Here is a 25,916-nt window from a genome sequence, read left to right on the forward strand (position 1 = left end):
CCTCCTCACCCGGAAAATATATTTAAACCACATATATGGCAGGTCTCCTGACTCAGCTTCATCCTTAAAAGCGCCTTCCCAGTTTCCCAGTGACATAATTGCTTTCTCGTCTGCATTACAGTAGTGGTGACTGCTTCGGGTTCTAACCGAATTCCCTTTTAATCGACACAAACGTTTTATTTACCTTAGAACCTGTTAGATTCTGTAAGTAAATAAAACCTTTTGCCCAACCATATACTGATATTCAATTAAATTGTTTTTATAATAGCATTATTTATCCTATATTTCAATGGACATAACTTACACAAAAATGTATATTTATACAATCATAAGCACCATCTTAAACAAAAATGCTATTATCCAGGCAATTACACATTGTAAAACCACAAATCCTATTGCCCATTTTCCGCCTAATTCTCTTTTTACAGAAGTAACAGCGGCTACACATGGTGTATAAAGTAAAGTAAATACTAAAAATACTATTGCACTTTTCACATTAAACATCGATGTTATGGCTCCACCACCTAACAATACTTTTAGTGTACTTACAACACTTTCCTTTGCTGTAAATCCTGTGATTAATGCTGTTGATGCTCTCCAATCTCCAAATCCTAATGGTGCAAATATTGGAGCTATCACTCCACCTATCATTGCAAGCATGCTATCTCCTGCATCTTTTACTAAGTTAAAATGTATGTCGAATGTCTGTAGGAACCATATTATCATTGAAGCTAAAAATATAATTGTAAATGCTCTTGTTATAAAGTCCTTCGCCTTATCCCACATTAATCTTAAAACACTTTTGGCACCAGGTAATCTATAGTTTGGAAGTTCCATTACAAATGGTACCGGTTCTCCCTTGAATTTAGTTTTATCTAAAATAACAGCATATAAAATTGCCACAATTATTCCTGTAAAATATAAGCCTACCATTACCAAAGCTGCATTGTGACTGAAAAACGCAGCTGCGAAAAATGCATAAATAGGAATCTTTGCTGAACAACTCATAAATGGTGTAAGTAAAATAGTCATTTTTCTGTCTCGCTCTGATGGCAATGTTCTTGTTGCCATAATTGCAGGAACTGAACAACCAAATCCAATTATCATTGGTACAAAGCTGCGTCCTGACAAACCTAATTTTCTAAAAGGTTTATCCATTACGAAAGCTATTCTTGCCATATAACCACTATCCTCAAGTAATGACAAAAAGAAAAACAATACAACTATTATTGGAAGGAAACTAAGTACACTTCCCACACCAACAAAAATTCCGTCAATTACTAATGATTGCAATACTTCGTTAACATGTGCCCCATTCATTGCATTTTCACATAAGTTGCTTAAATAGGTTATTCCCATATTCATAAGGTTTTGAAGCCATGCTCCTACCACACTAAATGTTAACCAGAAGATCATTGCCATAATAACAATGAATGATGGAATTGCTGTGTATTTTCCTGTTAAAACCTTATCAATTTTTTTGCTTCGTATTCTTTCCTTACTTTCCCTTGGTCTGACAACTGTCTGTTTACATATTTTGTCAATAAATGAAAAACGCATCTTTGCCAAAGCGGCATGTCTGTCCATGCCACTTTCTTTTTCCATTTGGATAATAATATGCTCTATCATTTCTTTTTCGTTTTGATCTAAATGAAGTCGGTCAATTACTTCCTGATCACCTTCTATAATCTTACTTGCTGCAAAACGTATTGGGACTTCATTTTTATGGGCGTGGTCATCAATCAAATGCATAATTGAATGAATGCCTCTATGTACTGCACCACCATCTTCTCCCTCAGAATCACAAAAATCCATTCTTCCCGGACGTTCTCTGTAAATTGCCACATGCATTGCATGCTCAATTAACTCATCCACACCTTCATTTTTTGCCGCTGAAATTGGCACAACAGGTATTCCTAAAGAAGCCTCTAACTTATTTACATCTATTGCTCCTCCATTGGCAGTAACCTCATCCATCATGTTAAGTGCAAGAACCATAGGAATATTAAGTTCTATTAATTGCATTGTCAAATAGAGATTTCGTTCAATATTGGTAGCATCCACAATGTTAATAATTCCTCGTGGTCTGTCATCTAGAAAATATTGGCGGGACACTACCTCTTCACTTGTATAAGGTGACATTGAATATATGCCCGGCAAGTCCACAACCATTGTATTTTCCTGGCCTCTAATTGGGCCATCTTTTCTGTCTACAGTAACTCCGGGAAAGTTTCCAACATGCTGATTTGCTCCTGTTAGTTGGTTAAACAATGTTGTTTTACCACAATTCTGATTTCCTGCAAGACCAAATGTAATTAACTGACCTTTAGTTATTTTTTCTCCTCTTTGTTTAACATGATAAATTCCCGGCTCCCCAATATGAGGATGCGTTGTTTTGTTATATGTTGCATTACTCTCTTTTTGATATTGTTGCTCTATGACCTTTTCATCTACAAGTTCTATATCAATACATGCAGCATCATCCTTCCTAAGAGTCAATTCATATCCCCATATTCTATACTCTATAGGATCTCCCATTGGAGCTGTTTTCATATATTCAATCCCTGTTCCTTCAATAAGTCCCATGTCCAAAAAATGCCTTCGAAGTTGTCCTTCTCCACCAACATGTATAATTTGACCATGTTCCCCTTTTTTTAACTCAGATAATTTCATAATTTTCTCTTTTCTTTCCGTAAAATAAAATTACAGTGCCTATTTTATTTCCTCTGCTATTATGCTGATAAAACTTAAACACACACTATAATAAGTATAAAACATATTTTTTGTTTTACAAATACATATACAATAATTCATTATATTTTTCCAAAATAATATATAATTAACTTATCAATATGGACTTTGCTTTTCCAAAATTACTTAATCGCTGTAAATTTTTTGTTAATTATATTTTAAGTTATATAGTATTATTGTGCAAATACCTATAATTAATAACTTTCCATGGGTAGAAAGCATAAAAAACTACACCACAAAAATAACACCTTTCATAAAATTTCAGGAAACAATAGGCAAATAAGAAAGTCTACGGCTTTAGTGTTTCTAAAACCATAGACTCTTTGTTAATAAACTAAATTTCCATATTAAGTAGTTTATTCATTATTTTTTGCCTTCTTTTTATCAGTTTTCTTTTTTGTAGTCTTCTTTCTGCTATGAGATGTCTTTTTTACTGTTTTCTTAGGTTTTACAACTTTAACCTTTTTAGAAAATGTTCCCTTTGCTATTTTTGTTTTTCTGGCTTTCAAAACAATTTTTTTAAGTTCCTTATTTTTTGCAAACATCGTTTTTGTTAATTTTGCTACGTTCTTGCCAATTGTAATTTTCTTTACATTTGTTAAATTAGCAAATGCTTTATTTTCAATGGCAGTTACCTTGAAAGTTTTATTGCTAATCTTAACATTTCCGGGAACTTTAACACTCTTTACTTTTTTATTCTTTACGCCTACAAATGTTACTGTATTTTTCTTGCCTGTATATGTTACCTTGTAAATGTTGCCCTTAACATTGTACAGACTACCTTTCTTTACAACATTCTTAGATTTGTCTACAACATTAACTATGCATGTTGAAACGTCGCCATCTTTTACCATAACAACTGCAGTTTTTCCTTCTGCAACAGCATGTATAACTCCACCTACTCCAACTTCTGCAATAGACTCATCAATTCCGATAAATGATGGAAATTCACTATAAATTGCATTGTCAGGTGTACTTGTAATGTTTAGTTGTCTGTATTCACCAACATTCATTGTAATTTCATTGTCATCTAATAAATAACTTTCATAGTCAAAGTCACGTGTTTCCTGCTGGTTGCATACATGAACTTTACATGTTGCCTTAACTCCGTTATCTGTGCTTACAGTAACTACTGCGTCACCTGGTGCTACTACATTTAGCATACCATCATCTACAGTTACAACATTTTCATCACTTGATGACCATTTTAAATTAGAGAATGTTGTGTCAAAAGGTGCAACTGTCGCAATTAAAGTAGCTACACCTATATCTGTTGAAATATTCACTTTTGTTTTATTTAAGTAAATTTTCTTTGCTTTTACAACTTCGTTTTCAGGTATATATTTTGCTGTTAATGTAATTGACTTTGGAACAGCATCATATGTATCAAAATCACCTTCATAGTCATAACCTTTTTTCTTAATATCTTCTAATTCAGCCTTTGTCTCATCATCTAAATCGTCCGTACTCAAGTCTGGATGGAGTATTATGTATTCATCATAAGTAAGATGATATTTTGTTGTCCAGCCTGCAAACTCATAGCCTTTTTTCTTAGGGACTGTTGGTACATTGCTTAATTTTTTGCCAATGTATTCTTTACCAGTGTAAATTGTTTTACCGTTTGCTACATATTTTACTGTACAAGGTGTAGGTGACAAAGTCTTAATATTGTTATCAACCCAATTAAGTCTTTCCTTTATCCAGCTTCTTAATCTTTCAACTTCCTGGTCATAAGTTAAATTAACAGCAGAATCACCCTCGTTGTAATTAATAGGTGATATACCCCATTTTTCAAAATTGTATAAAGCTGACTGTTTAACTTTCTCCTTATATTTATCAAGCTGTCCACCGTCTTTTATAAGTTCTTCAACAGCAGCCTTTAACTCTGGCCAGCTATCTACAACTTTTTTAGAAAAGCTTTCATCTTCAAATAATCTTTCCAACCACATATTGCTGTTTTCTGTCCAGCCTGTAGTTGAAAATTCACCATATTCTGTTGAGCCCCATGCCACATAATCAAAATCCCAAAGTGGTCCCCAGAATAATTTGCCGTTTCTTGGTTTGTATAAATATGTACTTGTTGAAACATATCCATCGCCATTCATGGAAAATTCCTGAACTAAATAATAATAAACTGTTGATGCCACGTCCATCAAATCTGAATATGAAACACCCTTTTCATTTTTGAAATTCTTTCCGTAGATAGCATCTTCAACACTTTGGACATAATTTTTTATGTAATTGTATTGTGTTTCATTGTAGTAATCTTCAAAGGAAGGGCTTTCAATTAAGAAAGTGTTGCTCTTCTTTGTTTTAAAAGATTTTTTTTCTTCATTACCATAAGGTTCAAGTGATAATAAATAACCACCTGTTATAAATGGTTCCTGTGTTTCATGCATTGCATCTTCATTTGCTTCTAAATCATCAATGTTTACTCTAGTTTTCCCAACTCTTACATGTTCACACAAGAAATAGCTTCCATAATATTCACCATTCATTACCACGTCAACGGGTTCACTTTTTGGTGTAAATGGCATATTCAATTGACTGCCAAGCCAATATGTAATCTTATTTCTTAACAAACTATTGTCATAATAGTTTGCAAGTAAAACCCAATGTTTATTCTTGCCCATACCAAGTAAATCAGCTTTTTTGTCTAACTTAATCTTGTAAGGTTTCTTGTCCACACCCCACGTGGAATTTCCTCTACCTCTAATATATTCTAACTGATAAGTTCCGCCCTTTGCTTTTTTACCTGTATATTCACATGTGTAATTATCAGGAACTGTCATTGTCATGTTGCCATAACATTCTGCACTGTGGTCAGATGAACCATTCATTTCAGCAATTGTTCCCTCTGATTCATCAATGTTAAAGTAAATTGTTGGAACTGTGCTTTCAACAAATTCAATAGAACTAATATGAAATTTAACATTATCTGCAGAAGCATCTAATACTTTAAGTTGAACTGTATGCTCACCTATTAAGTTCAAACTTGAAATATCTATTGAAATATTCTTTGGGTTTCTCCAATCATTTTTCTTCTTCTGTCTGTTAAGAACTGTTTTGGCAATTGGCTCACTTGCACCATCAACATAAATTCCTAACGTTACTGTTGTTCCTTTTTCTGACATAGCATCCAGACTAATTCTGTCAATTTTTGAACCATTGAAATTAAGTGTCTTATCAAGAACAATCTGATTTTCTAATAAGTTTTCTTTTGTACCACTGAAAATAACTGATTTTGATTTTTCATCTTTTGTCATTTTAATTGTATTATTATCATTTTTAAGTTTTCCCTGATCTAACAGCACTGACATATACTGTCTGAAGTAATCACCCTCAATTTTTAGTTCATCCTTTTTGTCTGTGGCTGTTACATTGCCATTAACGTCTGCTTTTGTGGTTACATTGCTAAACACTGTAGCAGGTGCGACCATACAAACAGACATCAATATTGCCACCGCTTTTACTACTTTTTCCCTTCTCATATTTTTATTCCTTTCAGTCTTATTTGGCTGATTGCTTCCTTTATTTACAATCAACCATCTACTTATCAAATCACACCATACTGTGAGCCTTTAAATTTTGATGCAATTGTGATGCACTATCATAATAGCACCCCACTCTTTATTGTCAATATCTGTAACGTTTTTATTTTAAATGTTATTGTATATTTTTATTTTCTCTGTTCTTTCGTTGTTTGTGCTTTTCACTTTTTTGCCTATTTTATCTGGAAACAGCTTTCTTCCTTAACTTTCATATCCGTCACTTCCGCCTCATCCACTCTAATAAAATAATCCCCCTGCTTTATTCTAAAAATATACATTTCAACATCACGATAATCTCCCTGTACTTCCATTTCCACGTTGCCATCGTATAAATTTCGGACATAACCTGTTAAGTTCATCTTATTTGCCTCTGTATAACAAAAATATCTAAAACCTACTCCCTGTACTCTGCCCTTAAAAATAATATGTTTTCTAACTAATTTTATTTCCATTTTTATCTTCCTTTCATATTCTAAACTGCAAAATCATCAAAATAGCATACTTATTTTTCTTTTTCATTTTAACATTCTTCCCTATTTGTGTTAAGATACTCTTGATTACAGTGTATCAAAGTCATTCCACATCTGTGCTTGTACTATGATGGGGATATGACTTTGAGACACGACTTTAGAAAGGATTGTGTTATGAAAACAGGACTTGTACTAGAAGGTGGTGCCATGCGTGGCATGTTCACTGCCGGCGTTTTAGACGCCATGATGAATAACAATATTACAGTAGACGGAACAATTGGTGTTTCAGCCGGAGCAACTTTTGGTTGCAATTTCAAATCCAAACAAATTGGTCGTACTATAAGATACAATATGAAATATTCTAAGGATCCACGCTATGTTGGAATTCGTTCTTTAATTAAAACAGGAGATTTATATGGAGCCGATTTTTGTTACAGAGAAATCCCCGAAAAGCTGGATGTTTTTGATACCAAAACCTATCAGGAAAATCCAATGGCTTTTTATGTTGTTGCAACAGATGTAAATACAGGAAAACCGGTATATCACCTTTGCCCTACAGGAGAAGCTGATGATATTGAATGGTATAGAGCTTCAGCATCAATGCCCTTAGTTTCACGTATTGTAAAAATTAATGGTCTTGAACTTTTAGATGGTGGTATTTCAGATTCCATACCAATAAAGAAATTTAAAGAAATGGGCTACGAAAAAAACATATTGATACTAACCCAGCATGACGGCTATCGCAAAACCAAAAGCAGTATTCTTCCATTATTAAAAATGAAAATGGGTAAAAAATATCCCAACCTTATTCACGATATGGAAATCAGACACAATGAATATAATAAAACATTGGACTATATTAAAGAACTTGAAAAAGAAGGTTCTGTTTATGTTATCAGACCTAAAAATCCAATTACAATTAAACGAACTGAACGTGATCCCAACAAGCTTAGACTTCTTTATAATGTAGGCTACAAAGAAGGGCTTGAACATATTGAAGCAATGAAAAAATTTCTAAATCAATAAAATATATTTTAAAATTTCTTTTCGCACCAAGGTGCTTCCCTGGTGGAACGCTTTTTATCTAATAGAAATTCCAGTGGAATTTCTTATTACACAAAAATCACAGGTAATTTCACTTTTGTGAAATCCCTGTGATTTTTTTATATGGCTTACATTATTTATGTATAACTATTTTATCTTCTGCCATACATCCCACTGACCTGACTTTTCAGGATTTTCTCCCTTTGTCCACCATTTTGCTCTATATACGTGTCCGTTATATGAAACATAATCGTCTCCTAAATATATAGTTGATGCATCCCAAGTTGGATACTGACTAGGTTTCTGTGTTGTTGTTTCAGGTGCCTTTGTTGTAGGCTGCTCTGTTGTTGTCTCAGGTGCTTTAGTTGTAGGTTCTTCTGTTGTTGTTTCAGGTTTCTTTGTTTCTTCCTGATTATTTCTTAATGATGCAAGGAATGCTCCATTTTCTTTTGCAAAAGAGTTATTGTTCTGACTTGAATCCCAGTTAATTGACCATGTCATAATTCCTCTTAAGCCCGGATACTTATTATTAAGTTCTGTAAATGCACTTTGAAGATCCTTATTTGCAATCTGTCCACTACCTGCCGCACTTACTGATGATGGAACACCAATGACAACCTGATCTGGTCTAAGTGGAGCAAAGTATGTTGAAGCATCTGTTGAATTTGTATAATATGCACCTACATGGAATCCCTTTAAGAGCATTTCACACATTGCAACTGTGCTTTCCTTTGTACCCATGCTATAAGAAGTTCCATCAAGTCCTGTAATAGGTGCTGAATTATATAACTGTACATGTACATATGATGTTTCGTTTCTTAATGCATTAATCATAGGTAAATATACCCCTGCTCTGCTATCACAGTATTGATTAATTCCACCATAGAATGAGTAACCTAACTGTACATAAAATGTTTCAGGTGCCCATGATAAAATGAAATCATCACCATAGCTACTACAAATAGTTCTAATTGCTTTAATCATATTTACAATCTTTGGAGATGTAGGATTGTTAATGTCCCTATCATTTCCACTTTCAAACTGTACTGAAGACTGTTCTAAATCAATATCAATTCCATCAAATCCATATTCATCTACAATAGATTTAATGTCACTTACAAACTGATTTACCGCACTCTGTGATGTTAATGAGAAGTAGCCTTCATAACCACCAATTGATAATACAATCTTCTTGCCCTGTGCCTGAAGTTCCTTAACATCTTTCTTGAAATCTGCTTTTGTATAATCAGCTGTTAAACCTGAAATATTGAACTGCATTTTTCCGTCTGTGCTACCTGCACTTACAGGTTCTGCAAATGAGATTTTAATTACATCCCAGTTTTTATCAACATCTCTTAGTTTAATAAATGGATTTCCACCGTTATTCCATGTATGATAATAACCAATTAATAATTTTGATGAAAGTCCTGTTGATGGTTTTACATCTGTACCTGTTGACTGTTCCGGTTTAGTTGTAGTTTCTTCCTTCTTTGTTGTTGTCTGCTCAGGTTTCTTTGTTGTAACTTCTGCCTTTGTTGTAGGTTCTACTACAGGTTCTGTTACCTTTGCTGTAGTTGTTGGTTCCACAACAGGCTCTGTAGTTACCTGTGTTGTTGTATTTTCAAGACCTGTTACTACTACTTCAAGTTTCTGACCTGCTGTTTCTTTTCCGTTATAAACAGCCGTAACCTTAATTATATGATTTCCGTTAGTTGCAAATGTATAATTAAGCTGAGTTGCAGTATTGTATGTTCCAAATAACTGGCCGTCTACATATATGTTATATGTCTGACCCAAAGCCATCTGTTCATTAGTCTGTCCCCAGGCAAATGTTACATCTCCCTTGTTCTGGGAAATCTTTGTTAAACCAATAACTTCAATTGGCTGTTTTCCGTCAACTGTTGTAACTTCTTCTGCCTTCTTGGAAGTTGTTGTTTCCTGTGTTGTTGTAGGTTTAACTGTTGTAGTCTGTTCTGTTGTTTTAGTTGTTGTTTCTGTAGCTTTTGTTGTTGTAGGCTGCTCTGTTGTTGGTAGTTCGTCCATTGTCTTATCCATAGCCTTAGCCCACGCATAGTTGTTAGTTGCATCCCAGTTAATTGACCATGTCATTACACCCCTAAATGACTGGTACGCTCTTGGTGCAGTAAAACTTCCTGATGATGTTCCGTTCACAAGTGCTTTTACAGCAGTATTAATTACATCAGTTGATACATAGCCACTTCCTGCTGCTTTAGCAGTTGATGGTAAGCCCAATGCTACCTGATCAGCTCTTAATCCGTTCTCTAATAATAAAGTTGCAAGTGATGTTAAGAAATCTGCAGTTCCAACCTGTGCATTAAATCCGTTATAACCAATCATACCACCTGAGTTATAGAACTGTGGATAACAGATTGTAAGAATATCCTTAATCTTGTATGCAAGTCTGTAGTATGCTGATGTTGCTGCTGTTCCATTTGGATTTGTATCCTGGAAATAATATGTTTCCGGTGCCATTGTTATAATAAAATCATCTCCGAAATGATTATGTACTGTTCTTAATGCTTCAGCAATATAATCTGTTCCTGATACTGCACTACCTTCAAAGTCAATATCAACACCTTCAAATCCATATTCCTCAATCATTGAAATAAGGCTCTTTGCAAATTCATCTGCTGCTGCCTGATTTGTAATATAAGTAGTTCCTTCAGCGCCACCTACTGAAATAATTACATGCTGTCCTTTTGCTTTTGCATCTTTGATGTCCTGAATAAACTGTGCTTTTGTATAGCCACCTAAGGCATTGCTTAAATCCTTATCAAGCTCAAAAGTAACCTTACCAGGTGTTGTTGATGAGTTTGCAAAAGATACACAAATCATGTCATAGTAACTTGGAACATCTGAAATCTTTAATGCTGTTGAACCATTAAGGAAGTTATGCCAATAGCCTGTTACCATGTGCTGTGGAAGTTTTGAATTAACTGTGTAATTATTTTCAACAGTTGTTGTTTCTTCTACAGAACTTCCTCCCTTAGTTGTTGTTTCGATTTCTCCTGCTACTAAATCACTTCTAAGTTTCCACAATGTAAATGCTTCTGTTGGTGTCCAACCTGAATTTGAAGTATGTGCAAATGTACATTCATATACATTTCCCTGATACTGAACAAGGTCTCCTATGTTGTAAAGAACACTGTTTGGTGACCATTCAGGATATGCACCTGTTGAAGCCTTCTTTGTTGTTGTCTGTTCCGGTGCAGTTGTTGCAGGCACTTCAGGAACTGTTGTTGCCTGTGTTGTCTTGCTTGTTGTTTCAGGCGCTTTTGTTGTTGCCTGTGTTGTTTTACTTGTTGTTTCAGGTGCTTTTGTTGTAGTAACTTTTTCTGTTGTTGTTTCTACAACACCGCTTTCATTATTTTCATATAAAACATTTCTTGAAATAATGCTACCACTTGAAACCGCTTTCTGTCTAAGTGTAACTGACTGAATATTGGATAAGCTTGCAGTTCCTTTACCTGACTTAAGTGTAAATGTTAATGTATCACCAGGTGCCACTGCTTTTGAACTCCATTCAGGTGGTGTAATTACTGTATTTCCATTTTCAGTTGTAATTGTTCCACCTGCACTCCAGTCTCCTGTTAAAGTTTCACCGTTAATTGTTTTAATTTCTAATGAAGGATAGCTTAAAGTCTTGCCAAACTTTTCTGCCCATGGCATAACCGAAATATCTTTTGCTCCACTTGGAAGTGTTACTTTTGCATTTGTATTCTGCAAATTCAAAGTATATGACTCTCCTGAAGCCTGCACATCTAATTTAATGCCATCCATTTTTGGTGTAGTAATTTCATTAGTTGGAAGTGCCTCTGAACCATATAAAGATTCCTTCATTGCCTTAGTAACTGAATTTGTACTATCCAATGATGCCATCCATGAAATAAGTCCGCCTAAATGTTTACTCTTTACATATTTTCCTTTTTCAGCTACTGATTCTTCAGTATCACATGTAAAGAACATACCTGTTGACTCACTATAAAAATAGTTTGCCTTTGCTGTATCATCCCAATATTTCTTTAAGTTATACTTGCTTATTAAAGAGTTAATGTCTCCGTATGCATAAGTTACGCCATTTTCTCCTGTTGCGTCTGCATATAAGCCCGGATTCTTAGGATCTCTTCCTGTTTCCTTTTTAACTTCTTTCCAACCTCTTGTGTAAGGTGCAATACCAACTACAATCTTTGAATAATCAATGCTGTCACCGTATTTATTTTCAAGATACTTAATGCATGAATCAACTGAAAGACCTGCGTCCCCTTCATCATATGCAGGATTTGTATAAAGCGCTGTCTGGTGAGCTGTAAAACCTCCCCAGGCACCATTTAAGTCATATGTCATCATATTTGCAAAGTCTACAATTTTTAATACCTTTTCGTATTCTATTGCAGCCATCATCTTTGGTGATGCTGACATTGCCACTGATAATTCATAATACTTTCCATCAGCTTCTCCATAGCTGTCTAATGCATCTCTAATTGCCTGTAATAACAGTGTATAATTCTGTGTGTCTGCTGCTGAGCCCTTGCATCCCTTATCAATGGCAACGCCATTGCCTTCAGGATCAGGATCTCTGTCCGCTGTTGGATATTCCCAGTCAATGTCTACAAAATCATATCCATAGTAATGAACAAATTTTGCAACATTATTTGCAAAGTTCTTTCTTGTCTTTTCTGACGCTGCAAGTTTTGGGAAATCCCCTGATCTTGTCCAACCACCAACAGAAATACCAATCTTCATGTTAGGATATTTTTGTCTTAATAAAAGCATACCTCCTAACACGCCTGCGTATTTGTTGTCTGTGCCAACTGAATATCCTACATTTGGATTTTCATAGTCCGCCCATGTGTCTGTTGTGATTAAATCACCATTTTCATCTGCATCCATAAATGCAAAATTCAAATGTGTTATTAAACTACCGTCAATCTTATCAGGTGTAAAATTTTTCTGACCTGAATAAATTGACCAGTCACCGTAATACATTACGTTACGGTATGGTGCCTTATTTGCTTCGGCTTTTTGTGCTGCTACCTGTGATGCCTTTCTGGCTTCCTCAGTAACTTGTGCTTTAGCTGCGCTATAACCATACATAAGGTTTATTACCATTACCAATGTTAAAGCGATTCCGCTAATTCTACGAAGCAAACTTTTTTTTGATATAGATTTTTTGAAATTCATTGTACCCTCCCATTTTTTCATAAATCTAAAGCTTCTCCTCCACTAAAAATTCTAGACTAAAAACATTTTTAAGAAAACGTAGGCTTATTTTATTGGGTACTCTTTTTTCTAAAATCATTTTTGAAAATATTTTCATCCACAAACTTTATGTGAATATATTCTTGTTAAGTTCACTGGCATTGCACGTGATAATGTAATAAAAAAGAACCAATATTGAAAAAAAACATTTCAATACCAGTTCATTTTTTTAATTTTAAAATGTCAATAGTTTATGCACAAACGTTGAAAAAAATGACACAAATGTTGATTTTTTAGAATTGTTTTTATTGTAAATCGTATATTTTTGCTTCCGTAAAGAAATTTGTGTACATGTTTGGATTGTAAAATCCTCTATGCCATAAGAATACTTCTTGGTTTATATCTACAATTGGTCTGGCATTTCTAACAAATGAATTTCCTGTTAATTCAGAAAAAAATTCCTTGTTTAACTGAATTTCTTCCTCATCATAATTGTAAATTTCTATTTTATCAAATCCATTTTCTTCCCTGCCTAAAACTATCCTGTTATCTCCTATAAAGGATGCCCCCAATTGGTACTTAGGATTCCACAATGGATTTCCACCGTTGCATATTTCCAAGGATTTATCTGTGTCATATAGATTATAGACCGAATTCTTTGTTGCAAAGTCATATTTAAAAGTAGCATACAATATCATAGGCTTTTCAGGTTCTGTTACCGCAACATCTAATAAACGTTGAGACTGACCTAAAGGCTTACTTACTATAATATCAAATTGGTCTGAAGGAATATTTGCTTTTCCTAACAATGTTTTATTATCAGAATTATATATTTCATTTGTATCCAAATTCATAAATCCCATTCTAATATTTGCATCTTCTGCATCAGGATTAGATGTCATACAAATTCTAATAACACCATTTGTTGTTGTAGGCATAAATTTACAATAATACTGCATTTTTGCTGTTATTATTATTTTTTCTGCACTCCATTTTGTTCCATTAGGTGAATAACGGTACGCCCAGCTTTTATTACTTACTCTGTAAAAAATATAATATTTATTCTCATATTCAATAATCTGACTATAACAGGTTTTACCTGATGATCTAAGAACCACATCTGTGTCAAACCTATGTATATTCTCCTGCTCATTTGATATTCTCACATGTATCTCATTATCATCATTATGACCGCCGGAATAGACGCACATAATTCGACCGTCATTCATAACAGTAACCGCCACTCCATTATGGTCATCAACTTCCGAAATTTTTTTAAGTAAAGTTTTTGTGGTTTTATGACTTACATTATTATATTCAGCTACTCCGCTATAGCCTTCGCTTGTAGTAAAGCCCCAATATACATTGTCTTGCAAATTATTGTAGGATATAACTTGTGGATAAGACCACCAGCTCCAAATCATGTCACTAGCGCCTTCCCTGTTAATATTCAAAGCTTCTAATTGCCACTTTGCGTATAGTCTTATGTTACCTCTTGTGCCTTTTTTTAGCTTTTTAACTTTTTTAGTTAACTTTTTATCCTTGTACCAGCCTACAAAAGTATAATTCTCCTTTGTTGCCGGATATAATTTTACACTCCTCTCACAAGTATATTTCTTCTTATTTCTATAATCATTTACACCACCATTAGAAGTGTATGAAAGCTTATATTTAACAGCCTTCCATAAAGCATAAATCCGTTTGTTTCCCTTAGAACCTTTTTTTATTTTTCTAATACGCTTTGCATAATTTTTGTCCTTATACCATCCCTTAAAAGTATAGCCCTTTCTTTTAGGCGAATATAATTTTGTATTTTTAGTTGATTTATATTTTTTAGTATTCTTCTTATTATTGGTTCCGCCTTTTAAAACATATGTAATCTTGTAGGTTTTAATCTTTGTTTTTGCCGAGATGTTATTACTAAAACCTAACACTAATGCCAAAGTCAGCACTATTACTGTATAAAATCCTATTTTATTTTTTATTTCATTTATAATTACTTGTTTTTCACTCATTTTTCTTCCTTTCAAAAACCGCTCTGCCAACTGACAGAGCGGATGTTATTTTAATATTCTATTCTTCTTCGTTTTTGTCTTTTTTGAAAATAACCAGCTTGCTAAATACGTAGTTTAGTAAAACTACAAAGAATGACATTGCTATCTTACAAACACTGCCTCGTAAGCCGAAGATTGCCTGATCAAATCCATGGTCCACAAGGAACGGAACGCCGAAAATTTCTATTAAACCTGTTAGAATTCTGGCTGATAAAAACAAACCAAGTTCTTTCATAACAAATTTAAACTTCCAGGAATAACTTCTAAATACCCATATTTTATTTGTAATATAAGCAAATATTACAGCAACTGTCCACGCTACAATATTTGCAATAAATACATCTATTGTGTTTGCTGATATTTTCAAAAGTCCTGACAGGCTTTGTCCCGGATGGCAAATCGTAATCATTATGCTATATGTAACCCAGTTGACTACTGTTGTAGCACCGCCCATTATAAGATACATTATTATCTCTTTGTATTTATTAAATAATTTTATTAATGATTCCATTAAATTTCTCCCAAGTATATAGTTTATTACACCCCCACTAACTATTTTCCAACTTTTTTTGATATTAAATAACGAGGTCTTCCCTTTACTTCCTCGTAAATCTTTGCAATATAGTAGCCGATGATTCCTAAACTCATCATTATGATACTACCTATCATCAACACCAAAAGTATAACTGTTGTAAAGCCTGCAACTGCATGTCCCATACAGAATTTTACAATTGTCTGTATTCCCAAAATAACTGCCAAAATAAAAACTATCACTCCAAGAATTGTTACAATCTGCATTGGTGCTGCTGAAAATGCAACTATATTTGTAATTGCATACTTTACCAATGACCATGTTGACCATTTTGACTCGCCTTCTTCACGCTCTCTTACATCAAATTCAACACTTGTTGTCTTGTACCCAATCCATGATGACAATGCTCTAAAGAAAGCATTTTTTTCAGGCATATTCAGAAGTGATTCTACTGCTTGTCTATCCATCAATTTAAAATCAGAGGCTCTTGACATATCAATCTTAACAGCCTTAGAAATTAATTTGTAGAACAAGCCTGCGCTCATCTTATGTAAGAAACTTTCCTTACCTCTGCTATGCTTAACACCTTCAACAACTTCGTAGCCCTGCTGCCAAAGTCTATACATCTCCACTAAAACCTCTGGTGGATGCTGTAAATCACAATCCATAACTGCACAACAGTCGCCATTAGCATTAGCAAGTCCTGCAAAAAGCGCTGATTCCTTTCCAAAATTTCTTGAAAAATGAATTCCAACAATATGCTCATCTTCTTTTGATACTGCTTCAATCTGATTCCATGTATCATCCTTTGAACCATCGTCCACAAAAATAATTTCGTATGGAATAGATGCTCCATTTAAAATAGAACCTATAACATTTGCAGCTTTTTTTATTATTTTTTCCTCGTTAAACGCAGGTAAAATAATAGATAATAAACCTTCTTTTTTCATTGGTTACTCTTACTCCTGTTCCTATACTCAAAACCTGTACAAGTATAACACACTAAAATTGCTCTGTACATATTAAAACCCTATTTTTACACATACTCTTTTTTCCGAATAATAAAATACGTTCCTATTACCAACAGGCTTGTCACTACCCATGTAAACGGATAAACTGCCATTAATATTTCAAATGAACTAAACATTTTGAATATTGTATTTATCCACACAATTCTTAACACACATGAGCCAAAAACTGTAAGCACAGCTGGTGTCATGGAGTGACCTATACCTCTTAAAGCACCACCTGTCACCTCATATAATGGTGGCAAAGCTGTTAAAAGACCTACTCTTATTAATCTCGCCACACCATACACCATTGCATCTTTATCTGTTGTGTATATGCCAATGAAAAATTCTTTTCCGAGAACAAAGACAATACTCATGCAGGCTGTGCATACCATAGCAAGTACAAGGCTTACTCTCAATATTTTTTTGCATCTGTCATATTGCTTTGCCCCATAATTCTGACTTGTAAATGTTATACACGCCTGTGTGAAAGCACTCGTCACAAAATAAGTAAAAAATTCATAATTTACTGCAGCCGCAGAACCTGCAATTCCTGCTGTCCCAAAACTGTTAATTCCAGCCTGAATACAAACATTTGACAATGAGAATACCATTCCCTGAAGCCCTGCCGGTGCCCCAATTTTTACTATATTGATTACCTCATCTTTGTTAAGTGATAATTTCTTTATATCCAGTCTGATTGTTTCATCTGCATGAATTAAGAAGAAAATAATCATTGATGCACTTATTGCATTTGCCGTAACTGTGGCAATTGCCACACCTGCAACTCCAAGGTCGCACACAATTACCAAAAACAAATTAAGGGCAACATTTATAACACCTGATACTAAAAGACAATATAATGGCTTTTTTGTATCACCAATACTTCGAAGCACAGCAGAACCAAAATTATAAACCATAAAAAACGGCATGCCACAAAAATAAATTCTAAGATATTCCACCGCCAAAGGTAATACATTATCAGGAGTATCCATCATACTTAATATTGGTGCTGCCACTACATTCCCTATGAATATTAAAGCTATACCACAAATAATTGCTAAGGAAATTACCGTATGTGCTGCTCTGTTTGCTTTTTTCTTATTACCCTGTCCTATTGCATTGGCAATAACAACATTGGCCCCAATGGAAAATCCTACAAACAAATTAACTATTAGGTTAATAACCGGACTGTTGCCACCAACGGCTGCCAAAGCCTCGCTACCTGCAAATCTTCCTGCAACAGCAACATCTGCTGAGTTAAACAACTGTTGCAAAATACTACTTGCTGCCAAAGGAAGTGCAAATAATATAATTTTATCTGCAAGGGAACCGCGTAACATGTCCACCTGCTTTGACTTCTTTTGTTTTACTCTTCTATTCATTCTAAACCTCATTTTTCTCTATGCTAATTTTTCCTATAACATTATAGCATCCCTGTCAAGAGGCACTCATATTCCCTTGATTTATGCATAAACTGTAGTAATAAGTTTTTTGGAGAATTGTTATGTCTAATTCACAACAAGTTTCCTTATTAAAGCGAAGTATTTTATGGCTTTGCGTTCTAATTGCAGTCGTTGGTCTTACATACTACTATCAGGAAAATCTGTTTAAGGACGGCTTTGATGCAATAACCGCCTCTAATACAACCAAAGAGCTTCCAATCTATAATGTCCAAACTAATAAAAAGCAGGTTGCGCTTTCATTTGATGCAGCTTGGGGAAATGAAGACACACGAAAAATACTTGATATTCTAAAAAAGTACAAAATCAATGTAACTTTCTTTATGACCGGTGGTTGGGTTGAAAGCTATCCTGATGACGTAAAGGCCATAAAGAAAGCCGGGCACGATTTGGGTAATCACAGTGAAAACCATAAACACATGCCTACACTTAGCACTTCCGAAATGTGTAATGAATTAACCAAAGTAACTGATAAAGTAAAAAAACTTACAGGTACTACTATGTGCCTTTTCCGTCCACCTTACGGAGACTATGACAACAATTTGATTATTCAGGCAAAAAACTGTGGCTACTATACAATTCAATGGAATGTTGATAGCCTTGACTGGAAAAATTACGGTGTAGACTCTATTGTAAACACTGTCCTAAATCACAAGGACTTAAAGAATGGCTCTATTATCCTGATGCATAATGGTGCCAAATATACCGCCCAGGCACTACCGAAGGTTATTGAAGGGCTAAAAGAAAAAGGCTACGAAATCGTACCTATTTCCAAGTTGATTTATAAAGATAATTTCCATATAGAACATGACGGCAGTCAGGTAAGTGATAAGAAATAGATTGCAAGCTGATAATGGGCTATTACTTTAACGATTACGAATTGTAAAAGTAACAGCCCATTTTTTTATTCCAAATATTCCTCCAGACACAAATTGTTTTTCATTATCATTTTGGCATTTTCTTTTCCTACAAACCTGTAATGCCATGGTTCGTAAATTACCCCGGTTATTTCCTGTTTATCTTTTGGATATCTGAGAATAAAGCCGTATTTCCAACAGTTTTTCATTAACCATTTTTGTGTTTCAGTTTTCTCCTGATTCTCTTCAAGTAGCTGATACTTCACATCTACAATATCAACTGCAAGACCTATTTCATGCTCACTTGTTCCGGGAAGCGCCACAACTGTTCCTGCTTTTTTCTTTGCCTCTTTTCTTGTATAGCCTTGCCCGATAAAATCTTTGATTTTGTTTTCAAACAAAAGAACCTGCTTTTCATGACTTCTGTAGGAGGAGCATATTACCGGATTATACCCTGCATTCCTGCAATCATTAATCATATTCTTAAGATTGTCATAGCATCTCTCATCAATTGCCTGAGTATACCCAACAGGTGTTACGGTAATATCATAGTTTTCCTTTATTTTATGTTTTCCATTCACTAAAACAAGCATCCAGTCGTTTTTATTAATCATTCTTTTCTCTTTATTTTTTTTATTATTTATTCCGTCTGTTTTTGTTTTATTACTTATTTTTTCCATTTTTTCTTTTTCGTTAGCACTTTGGTCGCTTATTTTAGGATTCTCCAAAATATTTGCAAACATAACGGCAGTCATAATTACGGCTAATATTGTTATAATTATTATCTCATTTTGTTTGCGCCTCTGAGAAATTTCACCTTTCCTTTCTCTGCCTGTTCCTTCACTTTGGTACATAAAAAACACCTCCCTATAATCACAAAAAGTCATTAGTTAAATTTCTTTAACTTAACTATTGTAATAATAGCAAGGTGTTTCACATAAACTGCTACATTTTGGCATCATTTTGGCATCATTTTAATCCACCAGATAATTATTGAAATACGTTCCGCTATTGGTAGCCTCTCCAACAACAATGCTCCCCTTTGCTTTTTCTTTAGAATCTTTGTCGTACAAAGTTATGTCAAAATTCTGTTTATCTACAGTTTCAATTTGTGCACTTACTTCGTAATATTCTTCAAAAAATTTTTTCATTTTATTTACTTTTTCAAAATCAAACAAGCTCACTCTTAATTTTTGTTTATACATATAGAACGATATTACTTTTCCACTTTCATCATCTAATTTTAATTCAATTTTAAAACCACTTTCTGTTTCAAAAGAGCAGGTCCAAATTTTATATTTTTTTGCCAGAGATTCATCATCCGCCACCGTACTCATAGAACTTATAATACTTTCTGATAAATACAAACTTGCAGATTCCTTGTAATTTATAATTTTTTCGTAGTCCACCTGATACTCTGCATATTTATTTAAAATACTGTAAAATTTCTTAATGGATTTTAATACCTCATCCCTACTTAATTTTGTATCCTTAATGGAGTCCTTTGCCTTATAAAAATTACCACTTGTATATGCATCTAAAGTATTTAAAATTTTATTTTCTGTTTTAAAATCCTTTTGGTCAATATCATATGTAAAAGTTTTATTTTGTAAATTTTTATCCTGATATGTTAATACTATTTTTGGAAAAAGAGTCCCAATTGTAACAGATACCATTAACAACGCAATAACCGCTATTTTGTTTTTCATCTATTCTCTTCCTCCTTTCAACTCTACATTAACTATTGTTCCTACATTTTCTTTACTTTTGAAATTAATATTTCCATTATGAAGTTTTATAATGTTTTCGCATAAGGCAAGTCCTAATCCTGCTCCTCCCTGCTGTCTTGAGCGGGATTTATCCACGCGATAGAATGCCTCTGTTATATGGGCAATGGCATCTTTGGGCATTCCTCTTCCATTATCTTTTACCTGTATAATACAGCCCTTATCTGTCATTGTTGTCTGAACATAAATATGTCCACCGTTTGTCATTGCCTTTCGTCCATTATCTATTAAATTAATAACAAGGGAACGTACTAAATCCGGTTCTAACATGCATGTTCCTTCTTCACATTTGCAACTTAATGAAATTCCTTTTTTTAAATAATTATTTTGTAAATTTGAAATAACACTTTCTACGATTTTCTTTGGCGATGCTACTGTAAGGTTAATTTCTGCATTATCTGTAACAAATATATCCAACAATTTTAAAGACAATCTTTCTAATCTTTTTCCCTCTGAATAAATATAATTTATCGCCTCAATCTGCTCCTGTTCGTCTAAAGACTGAGTTCTAATTAAGTCAGCATAGCCAATAATTGATGTCATCGGTGTTTTTAATTCATGGGTAAAATTTCCAATAAACTGATTTTGGCTCTCCATTGTTTCTTTTAAGTCATTAATATTTTTTTCTAACTGATCAGCCATGCAATCAAATTCTTTTGATAACTGTCCAATTTCATCATTTGTTTTTACTTTTGAACGTGATGACAAACTACCTGCTGCAATTAATTTTGAAGTTCTTGCCAGTTTTGTTAAAGGTCTTGTCATTAAAAACGAATTACTATATGACACAATTCCGCATATAACAACCAATAACGCAAATATTTCGTAATAAATATGCACTAATTCTTCTCTCTCTTTGTATATAGAAGAAACGTCATATAGGATATCCAAATATGCAACTTCTTCTCCTACCTGCAACGATCCTGAAATTTGTAAATATCTACTTGTTTCGTCCGGTGATAATACTTTTATCTTGCATGTTTTCTCATTTACACTTTTCCGCATATTTACAAGATAGTCTTTTTTTTCTCCTGACTTATATAATATCCTGTTTTTTTTACTTACTCTAATGGCAACCCAGGAAGCATTTTTCTGCCTTGTCATTTCCTTAATTACCGTTGATAAATCTTCACTATCTGTCCATGTTTTAGCTTTATTAACAACCTTTAGTGTGCTTAGCATCATATCATAAGACTGCTTGGCACTTATTTTTTCCCGATCCAATGCACTACTATATGAATTATAAATTAATACACTTGAGCCCGCTCCAAATACAATTGCAAGCATACTTACCATATAAACTACTACCTTGGTTCTAAATTTCATATTTTCTCAACTTTCCTTAATTTTATTTTAAGAATTTCAAACTTCGAAAAATTCTTATACTTCCAACCTGTAACCAACTTTATTTACGGCTTTCAATATTTTTTCCCAGCCAACCTTTTTTCTAAGACGCTGTATGTGCAGGTCAACTGTTTTGGTTCCGTATTCAAATTCCTCACCCCACACACGCTCATAAATTGTTTCTCTATACAAAGCCACATTTGGGTTATGTACAAATAAAAGTAAAATATTGTATTCTTTTGGTGTTAAAAGTATCTCTTTATTGTCCCTTGTCACCTGCATTGAAACCTGATTAATTGTCAGTCCGCCAATAGTAATGACTTCTTCTGTTTTCTTATATCTTCTAAGAACCACATCAATACGTGCCAACAACTCCGTAGGTTCAAAAGGTTTTACAATATAGTCTTCTGCTCCCATTCGAAGCCCTTTTACCTTATCTTCAACTGAATTTTTTGCTGTTAAAAATATTACCGGTATTTTCAATGGTTCTATATACTCTAAAATTTCAAAGCCATTAACTTTTGGAAGCATTATATCCAATAGTATTAAATCAAATTTTTTCTCATTTATTTTTTCAAGTGCAGCTTCTCCATCGTATGCTGTGTCACAAAAAAAACCTGTTCTCTTAACTGTCAATTTAATTAAATTTGAAATTGCCTTGTCATCTTCAACAATTAATATGTTTATCAATTTGTCTCCTCCAATGTGTCTTACATATCTTCTCTAATTTATATTCCGTCTACTCTATGTTCTATAGTCTGTTTTTTCTTATATATAATTAACCCTGTTTAATTATCGTTTAACTTAGTATCCTTCACCTGTATATTACATCAAAATGTCATCAAAAAAGCATCATTGAAATTGTTTGTTAGTACAGTTAGTACAATTTTTCTAATTACAATGACGCTTTATACACTCTATTATTTTTATTCCCATGAGGAATTTAGTGCTTCATCCCATTTTTCTTTGTCTTTTTCATATTTTTCGTTAAGCCAATTAATACATTGATCTACCCCTTCCTCAGTATATGGAAAGGTAATTGTTTCTTTCAATTCTTCCTTAGTATGTTCAAAACTGTAAGGTTCCGGATAAACATACACAGTTATATTTTCCTTGTCATAGGTCTTCATGAAAAATCTCATTCCCTTATAACTTCCTGAAAAACCGTCTCCTGCTAAACCTTTAAATGGTACACCTATTTTTGTAATCATTTTACTCCTCCTGTATTTTCAATCTTTGTTTCTTTACTTTCTTCTTAAATGTTTCCCATGCATCATTATTTTTCACAAAATATCTTGGACATTCTTTTCCTGTAATATCATAATGCCTAATAACATGTTTCTCTGTTAAACCACATTTATCCTCAAGCCACGCCACTAATCTAACTAAAGACTTGTAAGTTTTGTTTGTAAATTTACCTGTTGAATCAGGATGGCATGTTTCTATTGAGATAGTGTCATTGTTTCTCCAGTTACTTGCAGCCGACATTTCATTTAAAGGAATGCACTGAATAATTTCTCCCTCTATTCCCACAACAAAATGAGAACTTACATTTGACTGACTTCCTGCATAAAAATCCCTATTTTGTTGTGCAGTGCTTCCCGGATTGCCAACATAATGTATTACTATGTCGTTTACTTTGATTATTTTCTCACCGTTTCTGGAAACCCCGTCTACAGGAATTATCTGCTTACTAATCCAGTGCGGCTTCTTGGCATTTTTCAAATTAGAAATCTGTCGTTGATTAGCAAGGTACTGCCACCCTAATGCCCCTAATATAATTACAGCTACAATTAATATTGCAAGTAAAATTCTATTTCTTATCTGTTTTCTTCTTCTGGCTTTTGCTGTCATCCTTTTATTATTTCTTTTTGTTTTCATTTTAGTTTTTCCTTTTGTATTTTATTACTTCTTATGCACCTATTATACACCATTGTATGTTATACTGCATATGTAACTGTTTATCAACATAATGATATAAGGACTACTATTTATTTATAAGGAGAAAATTTATGAGATACTCGATTAAAGGTGATACTTTACCTGTAGTAATTTGTGAGCTTGATGAGGGTGAAAAAATTATTACTGAAGGTGGTGGCATGGCATGGATGTCACCAAATATGAAAATGGAAACAACTGGTGGTGGCATTGGAAAAATGTTTGGCAGAGCTTTATCAGGCGATACAGTTTTTCAAAATATTTATACTGCTGAACATACAAACGGCATGATTTCAATTGCTTCATGTTTTCCAGGGTCAATTAAAGCTTTCGAAATTTCACCGGAAAATGAAATTATTTTGCAGAAATCTGCTTTTCTTGCATCTGAGGCCAGCGTTGAACTTTCAATGCATTTTAGAAAAAAACTTGGTTCAGGGCTATTTGGTGGAGAAGGTTTTATTATGCAAAAACTTTCAGGCAACGGTATAGCTTTTGCAGAGTTTGACGGTCACGTAATTGAATACAATTTACAACCCGGACAGCAGATTGTCATTGATACAGGTCATTTAGCTGCCATGTCAGGAACATGCCAAATGGATGTCAAAACTGTTCCCGGCGTTAAGAATATATTTTTCAGTGGCGAAGGCGTATTTAATACAGTGGTTACAGGACCTGGTAGAGTGTGGTTACAGACTATGCCTATTTCAAATATGGCAGGTGCGTTGATGCCATATCTTCCTTCAACAACGTAATAACTTATTTAAAAAGTAAAAGCTGTGAGTCTGTGAAATAATTTCTATTTACATACATTATTTCACAGACTCAATTTTTAAAACATTTCTTTATTTTATTAGAGCAAATAAAAACGTATAATGTTTACCCTCTTGCCCCATTTTGTATGGACTTTCTTCCTGCCTTTCTCTCTACCTAATTGTTGTTATATATGTATAACGTTAAATTTTCCTATTTTATTACATGAAGAAAAAAATCATCCTTCAGATTTCAAATGCATTGATAATATTTAGCGCATTTTCTTTCTAAAGAATGATTTCTCAAAATTTATTATTTTAAACACCTTTTACTACCTTTTGATAGTAACTATATGTCATCGGGATTCTGTTGTTCCCAAACATTTTACTTTCTATTACTTCGCCTAAAAATACTGTATGGGTTTCTGTTTCAAATTTGTTTATTACTTTGCAAACTGCGTATCCACAAGTATCTGTCAATACAGGAATCTCTTTTACAATTTTAAAATCCACATCCTGAAATTTATTTGCATCTCTTCCTGAACAGAACCCAAATCTACCAATCAATATTGGATTTGAGTCCTCTGCAATTAAATTTATTGCAAACAAGCCACACTCTGCTATGCACTGGTGTGTGAAATTTTTTCTATTAATACTAATTGCCACTGTTTCCGGCGATACATTTATTTGCATTGCCGAATTTACAGCACAACCTGTCGCTCTCCCACTGTCCATTGTTGACACAATATAAATTCCATAAGACATTTTTCTTAAAATATTTTTTTCCATGTTAAGTCCTCCATTTTTAGTATTGTGTCCTAAAAAAATGTAATTATTAACGTGGAGAACTATTTTATATCTTTAGGTTCTGTATTCCTAAGAATATACATTATGCCGCCTGCAAAACCGATTATCATTGCAATATAGGCTGCAATAACAATCTGCCACTTAACAAGGCTCATGCCACTGTTCGCCAAACAGAGGATTCCCGAAATAACACCACCTGCTATCAGCCCTATAACTGCCCACAATGCTGTGCTGTAAAACAGGAACCATGATCTGTTTGTAAATGGAAAAACTCTATCTGTTTTGTCTGCCACATTCCAAATTTTTTTATATACTTCATGCATATTCTCACCTTCTTTT

The 25,916-nt window shown here is 33.8% G+C and carries 19 protein-coding genes and 1 riboswitch; of the genes, 3 read left to right on the plus strand and 16 right to left on the minus strand.

Annotation, left to right across the window (positions count from 1 at the left end):
* Positions 1-19 precede the first annotated feature (19 nt).
* Positions 20-203: riboswitch (cobalamin riboswitch) on the minus strand.
* 115 nt (positions 204-318) lie between these two features.
* The 3 genes from feoB to DWZ69_RS03260 form a co-directional block, all read right to left on the minus strand.
* The gene (feoB, locus tag DWZ69_RS03250; RefSeq protein ID WP_118436149.1) at positions 319-2,673 is read right to left on the minus strand and encodes a ferrous iron transport protein B; all 2,355 of its coding nucleotides are present in this window, start codon (positions 2,671-2,673) and stop codon (positions 319-321) included.
* Between the two features lie 434 nt (positions 2,674-3,107).
* Positions 3,108-6,242 (minus strand): CotH kinase family protein, encoded by a 3,135-nt coding sequence (locus DWZ69_RS03255; protein ID WP_118436151.1) that lies wholly within the window; start codon positions 6,240-6,242, stop codon positions 3,108-3,110.
* Between the two features lie 233 nt (positions 6,243-6,475).
* A complete protein-coding gene (locus DWZ69_RS03260; RefSeq protein WP_199521861.1) occupies positions 6,476-6,754 on the minus strand; it encodes an acylphosphatase in 279 nt (92 codons plus the stop codon).
* A 192-nt stretch (positions 6,755-6,946) separates the two neighbouring features.
* On the opposite strand from DWZ69_RS03260, the gene DWZ69_RS03265 reads away from it, so the two are divergent.
* Positions 6,947-7,798: a patatin family protein gene (locus tag DWZ69_RS03265; RefSeq protein WP_118436195.1), complete on the plus strand. Its 852-nt coding sequence runs from the start codon at positions 6,947-6,949 to the stop codon at positions 7,796-7,798.
* 165 nt (positions 7,799-7,963) lie between these two features.
* On the opposite strand, the gene DWZ69_RS03270 is transcribed toward DWZ69_RS03265, so the two are convergent.
* The 5 genes from DWZ69_RS03270 to DWZ69_RS03290 form a co-directional block, all read right to left on the minus strand.
* Positions 7,964-13,039 carry a glycosyl hydrolase family 18 protein gene (locus DWZ69_RS03270; RefSeq protein ID WP_118436153.1) on the minus strand — a complete coding sequence of 1,692 codons (5,076 nt, stop codon included), beginning with the start codon at positions 13,037-13,039 and terminating at the stop codon, positions 7,964-7,966.
* Positions 13,040-13,341: 302 nt separating this feature from the next.
* Positions 13,342-15,051 carry an InlB B-repeat-containing protein gene (locus tag DWZ69_RS03275; protein WP_118436155.1) on the minus strand — a complete coding sequence of 570 codons (1,710 nt, stop codon included), beginning with the start codon at positions 15,049-15,051 and terminating at the stop codon, positions 13,342-13,344.
* Positions 15,052-15,109: 58 nt separating this feature from the next.
* Positions 15,110-15,601 (minus strand): GtrA family protein, encoded by a 492-nt coding sequence (locus tag DWZ69_RS03280; protein WP_118436157.1) that lies wholly within the window; start codon positions 15,599-15,601, stop codon positions 15,110-15,112.
* Positions 15,602-15,642: 41 nt separating this feature from the next.
* Positions 15,643-16,572 carry a glycosyltransferase family 2 protein gene (locus tag DWZ69_RS03285; protein WP_117998656.1) on the minus strand — a complete coding sequence of 310 codons (930 nt, stop codon included), beginning with the start codon at positions 16,570-16,572 and terminating at the stop codon, positions 15,643-15,645.
* A gap of 86 nt (positions 16,573-16,658) precedes the next feature.
* A complete protein-coding gene (locus tag DWZ69_RS03290) occupies positions 16,659-18,017 on the minus strand; it encodes an MATE family efflux transporter (protein ID WP_243081034.1) in 1,359 nt (452 codons plus the stop codon).
* A gap of 122 nt (positions 18,018-18,139) precedes the next feature.
* Here DWZ69_RS03290 and DWZ69_RS03295 point away from each other — a divergent pair, with 122 nt between their 5' ends.
* Entirely contained in the window at positions 18,140-18,934 is a 795-nt protein-coding gene (locus DWZ69_RS03295; protein WP_118436159.1) for a polysaccharide deacetylase family protein, read from the plus strand.
* A 65-nt stretch (positions 18,935-18,999) separates the two neighbouring features.
* Here DWZ69_RS03295 and DWZ69_RS03300 read toward each other — a convergent pair whose 3' ends face one another.
* From DWZ69_RS03300 to DWZ69_RS03325, 6 genes are all read right to left on the minus strand, one after another.
* Positions 19,000-19,806: a M15 family metallopeptidase gene (locus tag DWZ69_RS03300; RefSeq protein ID WP_158561033.1), complete on the minus strand. Its 807-nt coding sequence runs from the start codon at positions 19,804-19,806 to the stop codon at positions 19,000-19,002.
* 120 nt (positions 19,807-19,926) lie between these two features.
* The gene (locus DWZ69_RS03305; protein ID WP_117998661.1) at positions 19,927-20,661 is read right to left on the minus strand and encodes a hypothetical protein; all 735 of its coding nucleotides are present in this window, start codon (positions 20,659-20,661) and stop codon (positions 19,927-19,929) included.
* Positions 20,662-22,065 (minus strand): HAMP domain-containing sensor histidine kinase, encoded by a 1,404-nt coding sequence (locus DWZ69_RS03310; protein ID WP_117998662.1) that lies wholly within the window; start codon positions 22,063-22,065, stop codon positions 20,662-20,664.
* Between the two features lie 54 nt (positions 22,066-22,119).
* Complete coding sequence (locus DWZ69_RS03315; protein ID WP_118436161.1) at positions 22,120-22,773, minus strand: response regulator transcription factor; 654 nt, start codon at positions 22,771-22,773, stop codon at positions 22,120-22,122.
* Between the two features lie 236 nt (positions 22,774-23,009).
* Positions 23,010-23,294 carry a hypothetical protein gene (locus DWZ69_RS03320; RefSeq protein ID WP_117998664.1) on the minus strand — a complete coding sequence of 95 codons (285 nt, stop codon included), beginning with the start codon at positions 23,292-23,294 and terminating at the stop codon, positions 23,010-23,012.
* Between the two features lies 1 nt (position 23,295).
* Entirely contained in the window at positions 23,296-23,964 is a 669-nt protein-coding gene (locus DWZ69_RS03325) for a peptidoglycan recognition family protein (protein WP_117998665.1), read from the minus strand.
* A gap of 131 nt (positions 23,965-24,095) precedes the next feature.
* Here DWZ69_RS03325 and DWZ69_RS03330 point away from each other — a divergent pair, with 131 nt between their 5' ends.
* On the plus strand, positions 24,096-24,773 hold the full coding sequence (locus DWZ69_RS03330) for a TIGR00266 family protein (protein ID WP_117998666.1): 678 nt from the start codon (positions 24,096-24,098) through the stop codon (positions 24,771-24,773).
* Between the two features lie 315 nt (positions 24,774-25,088).
* Here DWZ69_RS03330 and DWZ69_RS03335 read toward each other — a convergent pair whose 3' ends face one another.
* Both DWZ69_RS03335 and DWZ69_RS03340 read right to left on the minus strand, forming a co-directional pair.
* On the minus strand, positions 25,089-25,559 hold the full coding sequence (locus DWZ69_RS03335) for a flavin reductase family protein (protein ID WP_118436163.1): 471 nt from the start codon (positions 25,557-25,559) through the stop codon (positions 25,089-25,091).
* A 59-nt stretch (positions 25,560-25,618) separates the two neighbouring features.
* Positions 25,619-25,900 carry a hypothetical protein gene (locus DWZ69_RS03340; RefSeq protein ID WP_118436165.1) on the minus strand — a complete coding sequence of 94 codons (282 nt, stop codon included), beginning with the start codon at positions 25,898-25,900 and terminating at the stop codon, positions 25,619-25,621.
* Positions 25,901-25,916 lie beyond the last annotated feature (16 nt).

Source organism: Eubacterium sp. AF34-35BH (genome assembly GCF_003477765.1).
Taxonomy (GTDB): domain Bacteria; phylum Bacillota; class Clostridia; order Lachnospirales; family Lachnospiraceae; genus Eubacterium_G.

Bases quoted from the DNA above. Each gene is read 5' to 3' on its own strand.
- feoB (WP_118436149.1), bottom strand. From the start codon at position 2,673: ATGAAATTATCTGAGTTAAAAAAAGGGGAACATGGTCAAATTATACAT.
- DWZ69_RS03255 (WP_118436151.1), bottom strand. From the start codon at position 6,242: ATGAGAAGGGAAAAAGTAGTAAAAGCGGTGGCAATATTGATGTCTGTT.
- DWZ69_RS03260 (WP_199521861.1), bottom strand. From the start codon at position 6,754: ATGGAAATAAAATTAGTTAGAAAACATATTATTTTTAAGGGCAGAGTA.
- DWZ69_RS03265 (WP_118436195.1), top strand. From the start codon at position 6,947: ATGAAAACAGGACTTGTACTAGAAGGTGGTGCCATGCGTGGCATGTTC.
- DWZ69_RS03270 (WP_118436153.1), bottom strand. From the start codon at position 13,039: ATGAAAAAATGGGAGGGTACAATGAATTTCAAAAAATCTATATCAAAA.
- DWZ69_RS03275 (WP_118436155.1), bottom strand. From the start codon at position 15,051: ATGAGTGAAAAACAAGTAATTATAAATGAAATAAAAAATAAAATAGGA.
- DWZ69_RS03280 (WP_118436157.1), bottom strand. From the start codon at position 15,601: ATGGAATCATTAATAAAATTATTTAATAAATACAAAGAGATAATAATG.
- DWZ69_RS03285 (WP_117998656.1), bottom strand. From the start codon at position 16,572: ATGAAAAAAGAAGGTTTATTATCTATTATTTTACCTGCGTTTAACGAG.
- DWZ69_RS03290 (WP_243081034.1), bottom strand. From the start codon at position 18,017: ATGAATAGAAGAGTAAAACAAAAGAAGTCAAAGCAGGTGGACATGTTA.
- DWZ69_RS03295 (WP_118436159.1), top strand. From the start codon at position 18,140: ATGTCTAATTCACAACAAGTTTCCTTATTAAAGCGAAGTATTTTATGG.
- DWZ69_RS03300 (WP_158561033.1), bottom strand. From the start codon at position 19,806: ATGTACCAAAGTGAAGGAACAGGCAGAGAAAGGAAAGGTGAAATTTCT.
- DWZ69_RS03305 (WP_117998661.1), bottom strand. From the start codon at position 20,661: ATGAAAAACAAAATAGCGGTTATTGCGTTGTTAATGGTATCTGTTACA.
- DWZ69_RS03310 (WP_117998662.1), bottom strand. From the start codon at position 22,065: ATGAAATTTAGAACCAAGGTAGTAGTTTATATGGTAAGTATGCTTGCA.
- DWZ69_RS03320 (WP_117998664.1), bottom strand. From the start codon at position 23,294: ATGATTACAAAAATAGGTGTACCATTTAAAGGTTTAGCAGGAGACGGT.
- DWZ69_RS03325 (WP_117998665.1), bottom strand. From the start codon at position 23,964: ATGAAAACAAAAAGAAATAATAAAAGGATGACAGCAAAAGCCAGAAGA.
- DWZ69_RS03330 (WP_117998666.1), top strand. From the start codon at position 24,096: ATGAGATACTCGATTAAAGGTGATACTTTACCTGTAGTAATTTGTGAG.
- DWZ69_RS03335 (WP_118436163.1), bottom strand. From the start codon at position 25,559: ATGGAAAAAAATATTTTAAGAAAAATGTCTTATGGAATTTATATTGTG.
- DWZ69_RS03340 (WP_118436165.1), bottom strand. From the start codon at position 25,900: ATGCATGAAGTATATAAAAAAATTTGGAATGTGGCAGACAAAACAGAT.